We start from the raw sequence: 16775 nt of genomic DNA on the forward strand, positions 1-16775 counted from the left end.
CCTATAAAAATATAATACATTTGACGTTAGTTTTTAAGGTATTTGATCGTTACAAATGGCGATGCAATCTTAGCAATAGTTTCAAACGGTGCGGTCAGATTATCAGAAGCAACTCTGAACTCTTTCCATCCGTCAGGTTGAACATAGACAATATCATTTGGTCTAAGCATCAGTTCAGAATAATTCATCGTATCAAAATTGGTAAGATCCACACTTCTCATGACCAAACCGTATTTCGGATCATTTGAAACGATGATGATGTTGTCTCTCACAGCAGAATCCTCCAGGTCACCTGCAAATGCAAGCGCTTCAAAAAGTGTCATTTTCTCTTTGTCCAATTTCACAATACCAGGATTTTTTACTTCACCAAGAACATAGATCCTTTTATTCATTACTTCAAGGTATACAGAAGGGGTACGTAGATACGTTTTATAGGCATAAGTGATACGGTCTGCTGCCTGTGTCTGTGTAAGACCGGCGACCTTGATCTTTCCAATCAAAGGCATGGTAATATCTCCCGATGCATTGACCAACATACCTTCAGAGTTGATTGTTTGACCAAGTCCCTGCAGTGAGACTGCAGAACTCTGTTCGGGATTTTTATAGAGAATAATATTCAATCTGTCTTGAGGGAGAATCCGGTACTCAATACTTTGGCTTGTTACTTGAGTCGGTTTTTTACTTTTAGCATTTTTTGTCTGCAAAAGTTTATAATTTGAATTCTCAGAGCATCCACTTATAAACAATAGTAAACCAACAATGACCAAGACTACTTTTTTTGACATTTGTTCTCCCTCTTTTTCCTGTGTTTATCGATAAAATGGTACTCATATCTCTCTTTATGAAAGCTTATTTTAAACTATAAGCTGTCATTTAAAATTGTGTTATTACTGTAAATTGTACTTAATATTTCACTGTTGAGAACTTCACTGAGGGTCTCTACCTGTTTCATATGATGAACGTCTGAACCTAAAAAATCAATCATTCCGGCTTTACTTAAAAAATCTGCTTTTCGTTTCGCTTCTTTCCCGTAATGTCCGGAAAATGAGTTTAAGTTGACCTGAAAATAGATACCTTTGTCTTTCATGGCTTTATATTCTCTTTTTAGGTCTTTGATATAGCGATATCTCTCCGGGTGAGCTAACATAGGTTTAAAACCGCTAGCCTGGATATCAAAGATCATTTCATCAAATTGCAGCGGTTTAGAAATATAAGAGGTCTCTATAAGCAGATAATCCCCTACACTGAGAATCTCTTGATCTTTTAACTGATTATAAAATCCGTCATCAAGGTAGTACTCTGCTGCTGCATTGATCTCAAGATCAATATTTTCTCCTTTTGCAGCACTGCGTAATGCTTTTAGTCCTTCTAAGATATTTTGAGAAGTGTTTTTATAGCCATCAGACATAATATGAGGTGTTGTGATAACCTTTTTATATCCTAATTCGCTCATCGCTCTAAGCAGTATGATACTTTCACCTATATCCTTGGAACCATCATCAATCCCCGGAATAAGATGTGAATGAATATCTGTACACAGTTCCCGAACTACACCTTCGGTGTGTTTCTTTTTTTTCTTAAAAAAAGAAAATATCACTTTTTATCTTCCTCATAATACCCATAGCCATACCCATAGCCATACCCGTAACTGCCTGTCCCGCTTTTAACATCATTTAGGACCAAACCAAGACCTGGTATTTCATTAAGCTCAGTGATCTTTTCCAGGTTATGAATATAGTCTTTTTTAGATAAGTTAGCCCTAAAAATGTAAAGGCTGATATCTGCATAAGTCATCAATGTTCTTGCATCAGTCACCAACCCGATAGGAGGAGTATCCAAAATAATTACATCATAAACTTCTTTGAGTTTCTCCAACACTTTTTCCATCAACTGACCTTGGATAAGCTCACTAGGATTAGGCGGTATCGGACCGGAAGTGATAACATCAAGATTCTCATACTGAGTAGATTGGATCACATCTTTTAACATCGCTCTTCCTGCCAAAAGTGAACTAAGTCCTTGCCCTAATTCAATACCAAATCTCTCATGCAGTGTAGGTTTTCTCATATCCAGGTTCAAAATAATTGTCTTCTTGCCCGCCATACTCATTATGGCACCAAGATTGATACTCACCGTAGTCTTTCCTTCCCCACTGATAGTTGAAGTGGTAGCAATAACCAGACTACCTTTTTCAAATGACATAAACTGCAGGTTTGTTCTTAGGTTTCTAAACGCTTCAGAGACACCTGATTTTGGAGAATTAAATACTTTTATTTCACTCTCTTTACCCTCTTGAATATGAGGAATATTTCCTAGAAGCGGTAACGAAGTTCTTTTAGTGATCTCTTCTTCATCCTTAATGCGGTCATCCAGGAACTCTCTTAAAAAAGCTACTGCAATCCCACCGATCAAACCTAGTATTAATCCGACAAGTACGATCAACTTTCTTTTAGGCTTGATCGGCCCTCCTGGATGGAGTGCATGGTCAATGACCCTGTTATTACTTACTGTGGCTGCTTTCACCATCGCAGTTTCAGAGCGTTTTTCAAGCAGATAAGAGTAAATTTTCTCATTGACCACAAACTTACGCTGTAACTGTCCAAACATTCTTTCATCTGCCGGTAGTTTTTCCAATACCGCTCTATGTTTTGCTATAGAGTTTTCTAATAATTCTCTTTTTTCTTTAGTACTCTGCTTTAAATTCTTAACCGTAGACGTAATCCCATTTTTAAGTTCTTCGATCATTTTTGTCAGCTTAACTATCTCTGGATACATTTCTGTATAGTCTTCACTCAATAGCTTTTTTTCTATAGTTGTATCCTGCAGTTTTTTGATCATCGCTGATAGACTTGGATCACTCAAACTTAAATTGGCAATTGAAATTGTCTCTAGCCCTTTTCCAGACTTGATTTGTTCATAAAGCGTGTTGAGCAACTCTTCTTGTATGCTCACCATGGAAAGCTGACTTTCATACTCACTGATCTGTTCAATGGTCTTTTGTGCTTTGGCACTGAGTTCAACAGTCTGAGAACTTCGTTTGAACTCTTCCAGTCTCATTGCTGAACTTTTGAGGTTTTCTGTAATGTACTTCAGTTGTTCTTCTATAAAATTCAGCTTCCTTTCTGCTTCTTCTGTTTTATTTTCAATGTTTTGTTGAATATACGCTCTTGCCAACGCATCTGCAAATTCTTTTGCACGCAATGCTACATTATCTTCATAGGAGATCTGTAATATATTGGAAAATTTTGACAGTTGTTGTACACTGACACCGCCTTGAGCAATAATACCGCTCTCTTTAGGATCAAACACAACAAAACGGTATTTACTATCTGCTGCTTTTTTTACACGAACGATATTGAGATGAAAATACTCTGTATCTACTTCTTTCCCATACTCATGTACCTTATCATAGCTCCACTCAACACCATTCTCATCTAAAGCCTTCCCGACCACCAACCGATATGACTTCTCATTCACAGGATAGAACTCAAAAGAGATACCGTATCCTTTCAACATACCTACTTGGAACGGACTAGCTTTATAGAGCTCCACTTCTTTAAATCTGCGGGTAGTATAGTATCTATGTGTTACATCCACTTCCTGAGCAGCTTTTTGCGATAGGAACCTTGATCTTATGATCTCCATCTCAGTTTCCGCATTGGCTGCATCACCGGACATTGCCATGCTGAGCATATCCTGTCTTGCCATATACCCATATCTTTCTATGCCAACTTCAACCGTAGCAGATGCTTTATAGACATTAGGTTTAAAATAAGCAATATAACTACTCACAATCAAAGCTATGAGTACAAACAAGATGATCATTACTTTGTAGCGGTAGATCGTAGAAAAGATCTCTTTAATATCGATCTCATCCTCTTGTATTCTATGTATATTGTTGTTCATTACATCCCCTCAGAATAAAAGTATCAATTATAAGTAATATAGACACTGTATTACAAATCCAGTATTCTCTGTATAAAGCTATGACATAGCTCTATACACAAAAACTGTAATCAAATAAAAGAGGAGTAACCTCTTTTATTTTTAAAATTTGTAGATCACACCTACAGTAAATGAATCTACACTGACGTTTGTTGGAATTCCTTGATAAATAACACCATCAAGATCATTTGCAAGAAATTTATAATCTGCAAAAAAGTCAAAACTCTCATTGAACATATAGGATAGTCCTAGACCCCACTGGAAACTGCTCTCATCCATCTCAATACCAGAACCATTTGATTCTTCCAACTCCACATTTCCATATCCTAGTAATCCATACACTGTGAAATCCTCAGTTACAGGATATTTCGGTTTTGCAAAGAGACTCCAGCCACGCATTTTCGTATAATCATCGTGTGTAAATGATGTAGTATATCTTCCCTCTATAGCAAAATGACGGTGAAACTCATAACCTGCAAGCAGATCAACATTCCCCAGTCTGTCTTGTTCTTTTGTAGCTTGAAATAGGTTTGGAGTTACATCCGCAGCCCTTGCACTCACAGCTGCAATCCCAACTCCTACATAAAAGTTATTATCACTCGCTTCCTCAACTACTGCAGGAACATTCACTACTGGTTCTACAGCTTCTTGCAGATCTCCACCGGCCATTACGAGATTACTTGCAGCAACCATTGCAAAAGGTAAAAACATTTTTTTCATTTGATTTCTTCTCCCATTGTTTAAATTTTTGTCAAAAGTCTATCAAAAACTATCTAGTTTCCAGATGAACTCACTTTTGATCAACCTCAAAAAACTCCAGATACCAATCCACAAATTTGTCTATGCCTTCTTGTATCGGAGTATCAGGTTTATATCCAAGATCTTCAACCAGGTCATCAACATTGGCAAATGTTGCTGGTACATCTCCCGGTTGTATCGGCAGCATGTTTTTCTCTATCGTCTTACCCAGTTTATTTTCAATGGCTGAGATAAAATCCATCAGCTTTACAGGATTTTGATTACCTATATTGTAAATTTTATATGGTGCAGAAGAGGTAGAAGCACGTCCGGTTTTGCCGTTCCATGTTTTATCAGGCTGTGCAGGGTTATCGATCACACGTATCACACCTTCTATGATATCATCGATATAGGTAAAGTCCCTTAACATCTCACCATGGTTGAATACATCAATACTTTTCCCTTCAAGGGCTGCCTTTACAAATAAAAAGAGCGCCATATCAGGTCTACCCCAAGGTCCGTAGACAGTAAAGAAACGCAACCCCGTAGTCTGAATCCCAAAAAGGTGGCTATAGGTATGTGCCATCAATTCATTGGATTTTTTACTGGCAGCATAAAGTGAGATCGGGTGATCCACATTATCATCCGTACTGAAAGGAATGTTCTCATTGAGTCCATAGACTGATGAACTTGATGCATATGAAAGATTTTTGACATCATTGTGACGGCAAGCTTCAAGAAGGTTCATAAAACCGATAATATTACTCTCGATATACGCATCAGGATTTGTCAAAGAGTAGCGTACACCTGCCTGTGCTGCGAGGTTACAAACCGCATCAAATGCCTCATGTTGAAAAAGCTTCATTATCTCTTGTTTATCATCAAGGTTAAGTTTGATAAATCTAAAGTTAGGATATACAGTTGATGTGAGGAATTCTCCATAAGAGATATCTTTACCTTCTTCCAGTTTCTCGATAAATCCTGCTTTTTTCAACCTACCGTATTTGACACTTTGATCATAATAGTCATTGATATTATCAATACCGACAACTTCATCTCCTCTCTCAGCCAGTTTCTCAGCCAATGCAGCACCGATAAATCCGGCTGTTCCCGTAACCAAAATTTTCATCTCTTTAAATCCTTAGTTCTCTCTAAATATATCTCTTGTAAATACTTTATCTTTCACATCCATCAAGTCGTCAGAGAGTCTATTGGCAACAATTACATCAGCATCTTTTTTAAAGCTCTCAAGATCTTTGTAGACTTTCGAGTGGAAGAACTCATCCTCTTCCAGTACCGGTTCATAAACAACCACATCAATTCCTTTGGCTTTGATACGTTTCATGATACCCTGTATCGCTGAAGCACGGAAGTTATCACTTCCTGATTTCATAACGAGTCTGTACACTCCTATCACACCGTCTGTTCCTCCGGTACGTTCTTTTAACTTCGCTATGATCGAATCAGCAATAAAGTCTTTACGTGTTGCATTGGCATCTACGATTGCCTGAATGAGGTTATTGGGTACATCATGGTAATTGGCCAATAGTTGCTTCGTATCTTTAGGCAGACAGTAACCGCCGTATCCAAAAGATGGGTTATTGTAATGACTTCCTATTCTCGGGTCAAGCCCTACCCCTTCAATGATCTGTTTGCTATCCAGGCCATGCGCCTGTGCATAGGAGTCAAGTTCATTGAAATACGCTACTCTCATCGCTAGATACGTATTGGAGAATAGTTTGATCGCTTCTGCTTCAGTAGAATCTGTGAAAAGTACAGAAATATCCTCTTTGATCGCTCCTTCTTTTAGCAGGTTTGCAAATACCTCTGCCCGCTTTGAACGCTCACCTACGATAATACGTGAAGGATACAGGTTGTCATAAAGGGCTTTCCCTTCTCTTAAGAATTCGGGTGAGAAAAGAATATTTTCCGTACCGAATTTTTCTTTTACACTCTTGGTATAACCCACTGGTATAGTAGACTTGATCACCATGATTGCTTCAGGATTGATCGCCATAACATCTGCGATCACCGCTTCAACACTCTTTGTATTGAAGTAGTTGGTTTCAGGGTCATAGTCTGTTGGTGTAGCAATGATCACAAAGTCAGCATTTTTATACGCTTCTTCTTTGTCAAGTGTTGCTTTAAAGTTCAATGTTTTCTCAGACAAATACTCTTCTATCTCTTTATCTTCGATAGGAGATTGTTTCTTGTTGAGCATCTCTACTTTTTCCGGAATGATATCCAAAGCTACTACTTCATGGTGTTGTGCTAACAAAATACCGTTGGAAAGACCTACGTATCCTGTACCTGCGATGGCTATTTTCATCTAGACTCCTCATAAATAAGGCTATTATTATATCCAATGGTTGATTATATGCCCGTTATTACTGGTTACAGGCCCGTGATGACTTTAAAAACTCCACTTCCAGTTGAGATAGTATGTATGCCCAAAAGCTCCAAATTCACTGCCCCTTTCACCATAATAGAGCATACTGCCTACACTTACTTTATGGTGGTCATTCATTGTGTAAGTAACTGTCGGAGCGACAAAACTGCCTAGTTGATCCTCCAAACTTGCTATCATCATCAAAGAACCGCTCCACGCAATATCAAAATCATAAGAGAGTGATGTCCCAAGATAGACATTGGACTGAACTAAATTAGCTGCCAGTTCATTGTTGAAGTAAAGCAACTGCTGGGCATAGGTGAATGTATCAGAACTATAATACCCTTCCACCGTCAAGTTGATACCGTTTTTAAATGCATAATCAAATCCCAAGATTGCTTGGTAGAAAGCTTTATCCAATATTTTACTTTGATAATAACCTCCTTCGCTTCGCCACTGTGCACCTGTATCAAAAAAGTCTCCTTCTATCTCATAACCATACATGCGTATCTCATCACTATAGATAAAACTCACCCCAACATCGGCAAAATCCAAAAATGCTTTGTATCGAAATCCATACTTCAAGCTCTTATCTTCTCTGCAAGACACAATCGACTGAACTGTACTGAGCGCAGAGGGTGCATAACTATAGCTTAATGCCAACACACCAAAGACCTCATCGGGTTCAAGAGCAAAAGAATTTTTGGGATTATAAAGATCTGTAGGGGTCCAGATATGCCCTACTCCCATTGATATCTTCTGAATACCCACGGTAACCTGATGTTTCTCATCGGCATATCCGCCATAAAGTCTGTGAATTTTGCCATACATCACACCGTGGTCACTGCCGTAGTATTGAAAAGTGCTACGGGTATCAAAAGGCATATCAGGCTTAAGCTGTCGTATATAATCAAACTCAAAACTGTTAATGTATGATTCTCCCGCATAGTTCACAAGATCAACGATCGCTGTAGTATAAAATGACCCATAGGTAAATGTATCATAGACTCTCAATCGGTCATAGTTATAAAGGTATCGGTCTTCACTATCTGAAAATATCGCAGGAAGACTTGCCTGACTTAAAGTAAAGTTGCTGTTTTCAACACGAAATTCATTCTCATAGGCATGTAATGAAAGTGTCAAAAGAAAAATCAGACTACATCTTTTCCACATGACCATCACTCAAGATAATTTGTCTTCTACTCATCTCTACGACATACTCATCATGTGAAGCAAAGAGTATCGTGGTGTTTTCTATCTGATTAAGGTTCAACATCATCTCCATCAGTCGTTGCGAGTTTTTGGAATCCAGGTTTGCTGTAGGTTCATCGGCTAAAACAAGCTTAGGCTTTGTTGCCACAGCACGTGCAACAGCCACACGTTGTTGCTGTCCACCGCTAAGCTGATTTGGCATTGCAGTCAGTTTATGATCGATCTCCAGTATTTGTGCTACTTCTTTGATACGTCTTTGAATCTCTTCATCCCCATACCCTTGCAGTTTCATCACAAAACCAATATTCTCTGCAACGCTCAATACCGGCACGAGATTGTATGCTTGGAATACAAAACCGATCTGATGCAGCCTCAAATCCGCACGTTGATCCTGATTAAGCTTTGTGATATCCTCTCCATCGATCATGATCGATCCGCTATTCACACTGTCAAGTGCGCCTATAACATTAAGTAATGTCGTTTTACCACATCCTGATTGTCCTGTGATGACACTGAACTCACCCTCTTCTATGCTCAGTGAAATACCATCAAGCGCATGTACTTCACGCTCGGTTCCTTTGTAGAAGTATTTATGGACATTTTCAAGTTCGACCATTTAATCTCCTTGTATTACATCAATAGGATGAAGTCTTTTGATCTTTCTTAAAGGCAAGATCACAGAAAGCAACGCGGCCAAAATGATCGCTGCCAGTGTAAAAGTGAAGTAGTAAAACTCCATGGTTGCATATAGGATACTGTTCATTCCAAACTCCTCAAGCCCAGCTGAAAATGCACTCAGGTCAAGTCCATACAACTGCAGGTAATGTAGTGCGATCGCCCCTGCAATACTACCGATGATATATCCTCCACTTCCCAGTAATAATGCTTCAAAAATCACTTGCGTCCGAAGGTATCGGTAGGGTTCTCCTATCGCTAACAGTATACCAAACTCACGTATACGCTCCAAGATAGAAACAAACATTACCCCTAAAATACCGATAAATACCATCACCATCACGATTCCAAATGTAATACCGTTAAATATCATCATCATCTGCTGCATCTGAACCAATGCAGGATAAAGTTCTTTCCAAGTATAGATCTCCAACCCAGGCCACTGTGCTTTGAGCTTTGATTTGAAATCTTTAAGATTTACTCCATCATCTACACGTAATGAGATCTCCGTTCTCTCCCCATCAGTCAAGCCTGTAAGTAATTCCGACTTTTTCAAGTCAACAAAGAGTGCCATATCATCGATCGCTTGATTTGTTGTCTGCACAATGCCTCTGATACGCAGTGAGACCGAACTCAATTCTCCATGAATGTCCTGAGCGGAGAAGATCACTCTACTACCGATTGAAACACCAAGTGTCTTTGCCAGTTTCTTACCGATCACTGCACCGCTCTTCTCCTCTCCAAATACAAATTTCCCTTCTAGGATAAAATCCTGAAAATTGCCAAATGTATTCTCTTGACTGGTATCCACACCTATCAGTTTTGCCATAGTCGATTTATGCGCAGTGGAAACCAAGCCCATTACCCTGATTCGTTCCGAGATCGCTTTCACTTCCGGCATTTTCTCTAAACTGTCTAAGATCTCTTTGGTATTTGAGATATGAAACTTCAGCTTCTGCTGCAGACGGTATGCAGGTGCATAGAGCGTTATTTCACCACTTTCGCTCCGTATTGTACTCTCGATAAGATGCTTGGTCATTCCATCATATAGCCCCTGAATACTTAGCATAACACTCATACTGACACCGATCATCAAGATCACAAGTGTAGAACGGACCTTTCTACGCCATATATTGAGCCATGCCATTTTGAGATTGAGTTTAAACATGATGCATCGCTTCGGTTGGTGTAAATTGTCTCAGATAATAGATAGGATAAAACAGTGCCAAGAAGTTTAATACCAATACCACTACAGTGTTCCAAACTATCGTAAAAAGGTCAAACCGCGTCGGTACAGCATCCGTGACAATACCGTACTGCTTATAAGTTTCTGCAATCCCTTCGATGACAATAGGATGTATCTCAAAATAGTATGCCATGTAGGCCCCTATCACCATACCGACTATCACACTTGACAGAGCCAGTATCGCAGTCTCATATAACATGAGGTATAAAATATCCGTTGCTTTCAATCCCAAAGCACCCAACAGACCAAGTTCCCTGATCCTTCCGCTGATATTTATAAAACCAAAGATCATGATCACAAAAAAGATCACCACAAAAAACAGTCCCATAGAGATATATCCGAAAAGGCTGTCTACCTCCATCGCCTGCACCATTGATGCCATCAAGATTTTCCAGGAGTCTACCTCTATATTTGGTGCAACATTCTGTTTGATCTTATGGACAATCTGATCTACTTTTTCCAGATCATCTACTGCAATGACGACATAGGATGCAATATTTTGGCTGAGCATCAATGTATCAAAATAGGATTTGTTGACAAATGCCGAGGAGGCATCAAATTCGAACAGTCCTGTTTTAAACACTCCAACGATTCTAAATGTATCTGCAGCAAAAGAGTAGTCTATAGCTGAACCAACCAACGCGATCTCATCCCCTACTTTGACACCGAACCGTTTGGCAAGTTCTGCACCGATATAGAGAGCATTAGTATCTTTATCATTCAAATAGCGCCCCTCTGTGAGTGCTTCTTTGAGCTTGGATATCTTCATTTCACTTTGAGGCAGTATCCCGGTAACCATAGCTCCCACAGAATCCTCTTTGCTAGAAAGCAGAGCAAATGACTCCAGTCTAGGCGCATAGGCTTTGATCCCCTTGATCGTTGAAAGACTGGAAAGCACATCGGCTTCATTTTCCAATAAGGTGTCATAGGAAGGGTTCTCATGATTCCCTTCATGCATAACCTGGATCGCCCCCGTATAGATGTTTAAAGAGTTTCTGAGCATACTTTCATGGCTCCCATCCATAAAAGCCACATAAACGATAAAGAACAAGGTACTGAGCATACTCAAGATAAACGTTGTAAGCGACCGTCCCTTATAAAACATGATATTTTTCAAAGCCAGAGAATACATCATTTCACCTAACGGGAGAACCTTTTGAGTGCACTTTTACTAAAGTAAGCTTCACTGATCCCCTGATCAAATGTCACATCAAGCATCTTGATCATCGTTTCATTGCCTTGTTTATCAGGGTCCAAGGGGATAATACGCATTGTCGTTGTGACATAGTGTGTGCCGAACTTCTTTATATCGCTGTATTTCATCACACGAACCTCAACACCGTCATCATCATAAAAGTGATCTTCCACTTCTACATAATAGCGTGTATCTACTCTGGAAATGATCTTACCCCACACAACGGCCGCTTCTTTTTTAGGGATCAGTTTAAGAGTAACGATGGGACCCTCTTTTTTGAGGATAGAAACTTGATAGTCATCAACCAGTGAGCTTTGTTTGACCATATCATCATTGGTGATATCTGTTCCCATCCAGCTTTGCAGCATCATGGATGCAGGGATCTTGATAATACGTTCGATCTTCGGAACATACTGCCACATCTGTTTGTCAAGGTTCAAAAAAGTGATACCCATGTCACGTGAAGGGGCAAGTATCTTCGTAAAGTTCTTCTTTTTACCTTTTCCCCAACTTTCGATCATCATAGTACGCGTATGGCGTTTGGTCTTTACAATGATCTGCATTTTTGCATAGATATCTTTCCCACGGAGATTGTCTTCAAGTTTACTGATGATTGTCTGAGCTTCGTCAGCGATAAGAAAAGAAGCAATAAATGACAAAAACAGAATCATTTTTTTCATAGCTACTCCCTTCAACTGCTAATAGTATATCACAATTGAAGTACTAATGAATGTACTATACTTATACTCTTGGAAATTCCAACATCTCCTGGATCTCTTCTTTACTCACCGGTTTACTATAGTAAAAGCCCTGAATATTCAGACAGTCATGCTCAATAAGAAAATCTTTTTGCGCTTCTGTCTCTACACCTTCTGCAATTACCTCCAGTTTCAAACTCTTGGAAAGAGTAATGATCGTTTCCACAATCGCCATATCATCTTTATCTGTAGGGATATCCCGGATAAAAGACTGATCAATTTTGAGTTTATCGATAGGAAGACGCTTGAGATAAGAGAGAGAAGAGTAACCTGTACCAAAGTCATCAATCGCAAGTTTTATACCAAGATCACTGAGCTGTTGAAGTATCTCAATAGAGTATTCAGGATTGTTCATGATCTGGCTTTCAGTGATCTCCAATTCAATCCATCCGGGATCACACTCATTCTCTAACAGTATCTGTTTAAGGATTGAGATAAAATCTTTTGCCTGAAGTTGTTTGATCGAAAGGTTAAGGCTTAATACTCCAGGATTTAACCCCTGTTTGTACCACTGACTGACCTGTTGTATCCCTTCTTGCATCATCCAACGGTCTATCTCTATGATCATCCCGTTATCTTCTGCAATTAAAATAAATTTTGAAGGATAGATCATGCCCTTTGTCTCATGCTTCCAGCGTATCAACCCTTCCATACCGATTATCTTGCCTGTGATGGCATTCACCTGTGGCTGATAATAAATTTCAAACGAATGCTCATTCAGTGCCTGACGAAGATTGGTTGCTAAAAGAACACGTTCAAATGCTTTTCTAGTGAGATCCTGCTCGTAAAATACATAGGTATTTCTCCCTTCCTCTTTTGCCTTGTACATCGATGCATCTGAATTTTTTAATAATACTTCAGCAGTCTCACCATCATTTGGAAAAAGTGAAATTCCAATACTGAAGGTGAGATAGTGTATATGTTCATTGATCGTGATAGGAGCATTAAGTATCTCCATCATTTGCTGTACTTTAGTGATAACATTATCCATATTTTTTATATCTTCTAAAATGGTGGTAAATTCATCTCCCCCAAATCTTGCGACAAAGTCACCTTTTCTCACTATTTCTTCCAGTCTGCTAGCTATGATTTTTAGGACACTGTCACCATGTTTATGCCCAAGAGAATCATTGATCTCTTTAAAGTGATCCAGGTCAATAAAGAGAAGTGCTCCTAACCCCTCAGAACGGCGGACTCTATTGATCGTACGCTCCAATTCTTCAAGAAAGTAGGAACGGTTTGGCAATCCGGTTAGTTCATCATGGTAGGCGCGGTATTCCATCATATTCTTTTGTCTTCTGAGTTCACTTTCTGCTTTTTTACGTTGTGTGATATTTTCAACGTATGCAATAATTGATTTTTTCTCTCCTTTATCATCTTTCAAATACGAGAGTAGAAGGTTTCCGTAAAACTGTCCTCCACTTTTATTTTTCAACTCTATTTCAGTACGCAATACACCATATTTATTGAGTTTACCGAATATTTTTAACAAAGAATGTTTCCTATCTTTAGGATAAAGATTAGAGATGTGTTTTCCGATAATCTCCTCTGCACTGTATCCGAGATTAAAAACAGAAGTATTGTTCCATTCAATAATATACCCTTTGAGATCCATAATAATCACAGAATCATGGATCTGCTCTATAATCTGTGCCTTTTGTTCGAGCATATTTTCGACTTGTTTCTGCTCAGTAATATCCTGCGCAGTTCCTATGATTGTCGCAAAATTTCTATCACTGCCGAAGATTCCTTTTCCTGAAGAGAGCAAATAGCGTATGCTTCCGTCCTTACGTGTGATCTTATGCTCTATTCTTTGTGTTTTTCCAGTTTTTTTTGCGTCTATTGTAGCTCTTAGTATCCTTATACGGTCTGATGGTGTAATATATGTTAAGAATAGATCATAGTTGGGTATAAAACCCTGAGGTTTCTCTCCAAATATCCTAAATATTTCATCAGACCAAAGCATCTCATTTGTTTGTAGATTCCACTCCCAGTTACCCAGTTTTGCAATCTGTTGTGCTGCAAGTAATTTTGCTTCACTTTTTTTAAGTTTGGCTTCTGTCATTTTAATGTGCCTAAGATCCATCTGCAGACAGTAGATTTCCTGCTCACCATCACCAATATCAATGAGCACACGCTGCGAGTATACATAGACGTCCTGACCATACTTGTCTTGCAGTACCAACTCCTCAGGTACCATTTTAATACCGCTGTTCACCCATTTATCAAAGGAGACCTTCATCTGTTCCTGCATCATTTTGGGAATAAGAATATCCCCGCAACTTATCCCCAATGCTTCTTCACGGGTGTAACCATAAAGCTCCTCACTGGCTTTGTTCCAGTAGATCAACTTTCCATGCTTATTATACCCTTGAACCGCAATCGAAGGCGTTTGATCCAGGATCGCTTGAAAACGCAGTGCCTGCGTTTTAAATACCTTCTTTTGCTCCAACAGATATTTATTAAGTTCAATAATGCGTTGATGTTCCAAACAGGCATTAATTCCAAGATCGATCTTTGGACGAAGCGAATAGAAAACATTTGCTATGGTGTGTATATCAATATGAATATTTTCATTGTAAACAAGTGTAAGGATATGGTTATCTAAAGGTATATAGAGAATATAATAAAAAAGCTCATCCTCCTTTACATGCACAATTTCATATTCTCCTAATCTTATGGGTAAGTTCTTAACAACCAAATCATAAAATCTCTCTTTTCCTTTATGTTCAACGATATCTATCATACCGCTTTGTGGATACTTAAATAGTACGTCATAGAGTGCAGATGTTCTTTTGAGAAATACCTTTAGAAATTCTCTTGCCATTTCCTGAAGATCCAAAGATTTTCCAAGAGATGACTCACATTCATAGGTGAGACTTAAAAGCTCTAAGTTATTCATTTAAAATGCTCCAATGACACATGTTTTATTATAAAACTCAATGTACCCTTCATTGACATTGGCTATTTCTCCCAGACTTAGTACTCCAAGTAAAGTAACTTCATCATTGTCGATACTCTGTACTACAAACTCAAGTTCCCTTTCATAATCACTTTCTAGTACAAGTACACGAGAGATACAATCAGCCATAAAAACATTCTGAAAGTTATCTTGGTTTGAAATCGCATTAACAGCAGCGGATTTCGCAGCATTTAATAGTTTTTCTTTCTCACCTTTGAGGATATAAATGATAGAACTTTTATCAATATCACCTACCAATACCAAAGTCCCATCTTTACGATAGATTGGATCACGTACTACAAGCTCACCATTGACACGTGATAGACCAAGCGGATAGAATTTTGAAAGCTCAAAAAAATCTACATTGGAAAAACTTTTCCCGGAATCTTTTTCTACAACCTCTTTGTATACCTCAAATGCATCTCTAAAATCCAATGTATACAATTCAAGCTTATCTGCTTCTGTTACAAGATGAGGACCTGAGATCTTCTCCCAGGAGTTTGATACTGCCACTGAAAAATGCCAGGAATCTGTGATGATCAAAGCGCCATCCTGTATCAAATATTCTTTTGAAAAAAGTACCGGTTCTTGTTTCAAGGTAAGCTTTCCAGCTCCTCCCCCAAGAATATTGTTCTTTATCTCTGTAGACTCATAAAGCTCTTCTAAAAAATTTGTGACTCCAGATGAGAGTCCATCGACAAAAACAAGAATATCACTGCCATCTAATTCAATATCACTACTACTGAAACTGTTAAAAGCAGTGAGTACGACATTTGTACTCTCACTAAGCTCTATGGCAATAATTGCATCAGTAAAGTGTTTGTTCCCATAAATTACTTGAGGAAAAATTGCTCCGTAAACTTCACCTTTATATTCGGTAAGACGGCTATGTTCGAAATCACTGTCCTCACCGACCAGCAGAAATACCTTATTTGAACTGTTTTGAAAAATATGAAAAAAATCATCTAATGATGAGATCAAATAATTTTTTAACATTGGCTTCCCCTTCCAACTGTTAAACTAAGAAATACAGAGTAGAAAATACTCATTCAATGTTTTTTATCATACCATAGTTGCTTGATAAAATGCAAATACATAATTAAAAATATTGAAGTCAAAATTGGGAAATTAATATTAAAATAAAAAGTAAATTTTTAAGTTAAATCTAGTTGTTTTGTTAAATGATTTTTATGAGTGTGGCTCCGGATACTGGATTCGAACCAGTGACCAAACGATTAACAGTCGTCTACTCTACCGCTGAGCTAATCCGGAACAGTTATGAAGTTTAAAAAGTGTTAAAAAATTTAAGTGGCTCCGGATACTGGATTCGAACCAGTGACCAAACGATTAACAGTCGTCTACTCTACCGCTGAGCTAATCCGGAACAGTTATGAAGTTTAAAAAGTGTTAAAAAATTTAAGTGGCTCCGGATACTGGATTCGAACCAGTGACCAAACGATTAACAGTCGTCTACTCTACCGCTGAGCTAATCCGGAACAGTTATGAAGTTTAAAAAGTGTTAAAAAATTTAAGTGGCTCCGGATACTGGATTCGAACCAGTGACCAAACGATTAACAGTCGTCTACTCTACCGCTGAGCTAATCCGGAATAGTTTAAAAGCAACACCTTTTTTAGTGGGTGAGATTATAGTGGTT

13 protein-coding genes and 4 tRNA genes are annotated in these 16775 nt (G+C 38.5%); all 17 read right to left on the reverse strand.

Features of this window, described 5'->3' with window-relative positions; all coding sequences use genetic code 11:
• Nucleotides 1-26 precede the first annotated feature (26 nt).
• A complete protein-coding gene (locus PGH07_RS02105; protein WP_289412245.1) occupies nucleotides 27-785 on the reverse strand; it encodes a polysaccharide biosynthesis/export family protein in 759 nt (252 codons plus the stop codon).
• Nucleotides 786-859: 74 nt separating this feature from the next.
• Nucleotides 860-1597, reverse strand: a complete 738-nt coding sequence (locus PGH07_RS02110) for a tyrosine-protein phosphatase (RefSeq protein WP_289412246.1) — start codon at nucleotides 1595-1597, stop codon at nucleotides 860-862.
• Entirely contained in the window at nucleotides 1594-3906 is a 2313-nt protein-coding gene (locus tag PGH07_RS02115) for a GumC family protein (RefSeq protein ID WP_289412247.1), read from the reverse strand. Before PGH07_RS02115 ends, PGH07_RS02110 begins: the two co-directional genes overlap by 4 nt.
• Nucleotides 3907-4047: 141 nt before the next feature.
• Complete coding sequence (locus PGH07_RS02120; protein WP_289412249.1) at nucleotides 4048-4665, reverse strand: outer membrane protein; 618 nt, start codon at nucleotides 4663-4665, stop codon at nucleotides 4048-4050.
• A gap of 70 nt (nucleotides 4666-4735) precedes the next feature.
• A complete protein-coding gene (locus PGH07_RS02125) occupies nucleotides 4736-5812 on the reverse strand; it encodes an NAD-dependent epimerase (protein WP_289412250.1) in 1077 nt (358 codons plus the stop codon).
• A gap of 12 nt (nucleotides 5813-5824) precedes the next feature.
• Nucleotides 5825-7012 (reverse strand): nucleotide sugar dehydrogenase, encoded by a 1188-nt coding sequence (locus tag PGH07_RS02130; RefSeq protein WP_289412251.1) that lies wholly within the window; start codon nucleotides 7010-7012, stop codon nucleotides 5825-5827.
• Nucleotides 7013-7096: 84 nt separating this feature from the next.
• Nucleotides 7097-8245, reverse strand: coding sequence for a hypothetical protein (locus tag PGH07_RS02135; RefSeq protein WP_289412252.1), 1149 nt, complete (start codon nucleotides 8243-8245; stop codon nucleotides 7097-7099).
• Nucleotides 8229-8900 (reverse strand): ABC transporter ATP-binding protein, encoded by a 672-nt coding sequence (locus PGH07_RS02140; RefSeq protein ID WP_289412253.1) that lies wholly within the window; start codon nucleotides 8898-8900, stop codon nucleotides 8229-8231. The genes PGH07_RS02135 and PGH07_RS02140 overlap by 17 nt, the downstream gene beginning before the upstream one ends.
• A complete protein-coding gene (locus PGH07_RS02145; RefSeq protein ID WP_289412254.1) occupies nucleotides 8901-10127 on the reverse strand; it encodes an ABC transporter permease in 1227 nt (408 codons plus the stop codon). It abuts the gene before it with no gap.
• Nucleotides 10120-11337 carry an ABC transporter permease gene (locus tag PGH07_RS02150; RefSeq protein WP_289412255.1) on the reverse strand — a complete coding sequence of 406 codons (1218 nt, stop codon included), beginning with the start codon at nucleotides 11335-11337 and terminating at the stop codon, nucleotides 10120-10122. Before PGH07_RS02150 ends, PGH07_RS02145 begins: the two co-directional genes overlap by 8 nt.
• 8 nt (nucleotides 11338-11345) lie before the next feature.
• Entirely contained in the window at nucleotides 11346-12080 is a 735-nt protein-coding gene (locus tag PGH07_RS02155; RefSeq protein WP_289412257.1) for an outer membrane lipoprotein-sorting protein, read from the reverse strand.
• Nucleotides 12081-12141: 61 nt separating this feature from the next.
• Complete coding sequence (locus tag PGH07_RS02160) at nucleotides 12142-15060, reverse strand: sensor domain-containing protein (RefSeq protein ID WP_289412258.1); 2919 nt, start codon at nucleotides 15058-15060, stop codon at nucleotides 12142-12144.
• Complete coding sequence (locus tag PGH07_RS02165) at nucleotides 15061-16116, reverse strand: FIST signal transduction protein (RefSeq protein ID WP_289412259.1); 1056 nt, start codon at nucleotides 16114-16116, stop codon at nucleotides 15061-15063.
• 201 nt (nucleotides 16117-16317) lie between these two features.
• Nucleotides 16318-16392: transfer RNA gene (locus PGH07_RS02170), tRNA-Asn, on the reverse strand.
• 37 nt (nucleotides 16393-16429) lie between these two features.
• Nucleotides 16430-16504: transfer RNA gene (locus tag PGH07_RS02175), tRNA-Asn, on the reverse strand.
• A gap of 37 nt (nucleotides 16505-16541) precedes the next feature.
• Nucleotides 16542-16616: transfer RNA gene (locus tag PGH07_RS02180), tRNA-Asn, on the reverse strand.
• Between the two features lie 37 nt (nucleotides 16617-16653).
• Nucleotides 16654-16728, reverse strand: a tRNA-Asn gene (locus PGH07_RS02185).
• Between the last annotated feature and the right edge of the window lie 47 nt (nucleotides 16729-16775).

The organism is Sulfurovum zhangzhouensis (genome assembly GCF_030347965.1).
GTDB classification, from domain to species: domain Bacteria; phylum Campylobacterota; class Campylobacteria; order Campylobacterales; family Sulfurovaceae; genus Sulfurovum; species Sulfurovum zhangzhouensis.

Excerpts from the sequence above, each read along its gene's own strand:
- PGH07_RS02105 (WP_289412245.1), bottom strand. The coding sequence starts at position 785 with ATGTCAAAAAAAGTAGTCTTGGTCATTGTTGGTTTACTATTGTTTATA.
- PGH07_RS02115 (WP_289412247.1), bottom strand. The coding sequence starts at position 3,906 with ATGAACAACAATATACATAGAATACAAGAGGATGAGATCGATATTAAA.
- PGH07_RS02120 (WP_289412249.1), bottom strand. The coding sequence starts at position 4,665 with ATGAAAAAAATGTTTTTACCTTTTGCAATGGTTGCTGCAAGTAATCTC.
- PGH07_RS02125 (WP_289412250.1), bottom strand. The coding sequence starts at position 5,812 with ATGAAAATTTTGGTTACGGGAACAGCCGGATTTATCGGTGCTGCATTG.
- PGH07_RS02130 (WP_289412251.1), bottom strand. The coding sequence starts at position 7,012 with ATGAAAATAGCCATCGCAGGTACAGGATACGTAGGTCTTTCCAACGGT.
- PGH07_RS02135 (WP_289412252.1), bottom strand. The coding sequence starts at position 8,245 with ATGTGGAAAAGATGTAGTCTGATTTTTCTTTTGACACTTTCATTACAT.
- PGH07_RS02140 (WP_289412253.1), bottom strand. The coding sequence starts at position 8,900 with ATGGTCGAACTTGAAAATGTCCATAAATACTTCTACAAAGGAACCGAG.
- PGH07_RS02145 (WP_289412254.1), bottom strand. The coding sequence starts at position 10,127 with ATGTTTAAACTCAATCTCAAAATGGCATGGCTCAATATATGGCGTAGA.
- PGH07_RS02150 (WP_289412255.1), bottom strand. The coding sequence starts at position 11,337 with ATGTATTCTCTGGCTTTGAAAAATATCATGTTTTATAAGGGACGGTCG.
- PGH07_RS02155 (WP_289412257.1), bottom strand. The coding sequence starts at position 12,080 with ATGAAAAAAATGATTCTGTTTTTGTCATTTATTGCTTCTTTTCTTATC.
- PGH07_RS02160 (WP_289412258.1), bottom strand. The coding sequence starts at position 15,060 with ATGAATAACTTAGAGCTTTTAAGTCTCACCTATGAATGTGAGTCATCT.
- PGH07_RS02165 (WP_289412259.1), bottom strand. The coding sequence starts at position 16,116 with ATGTTAAAAAATTATTTGATCTCATCATTAGATGATTTTTTTCATATT.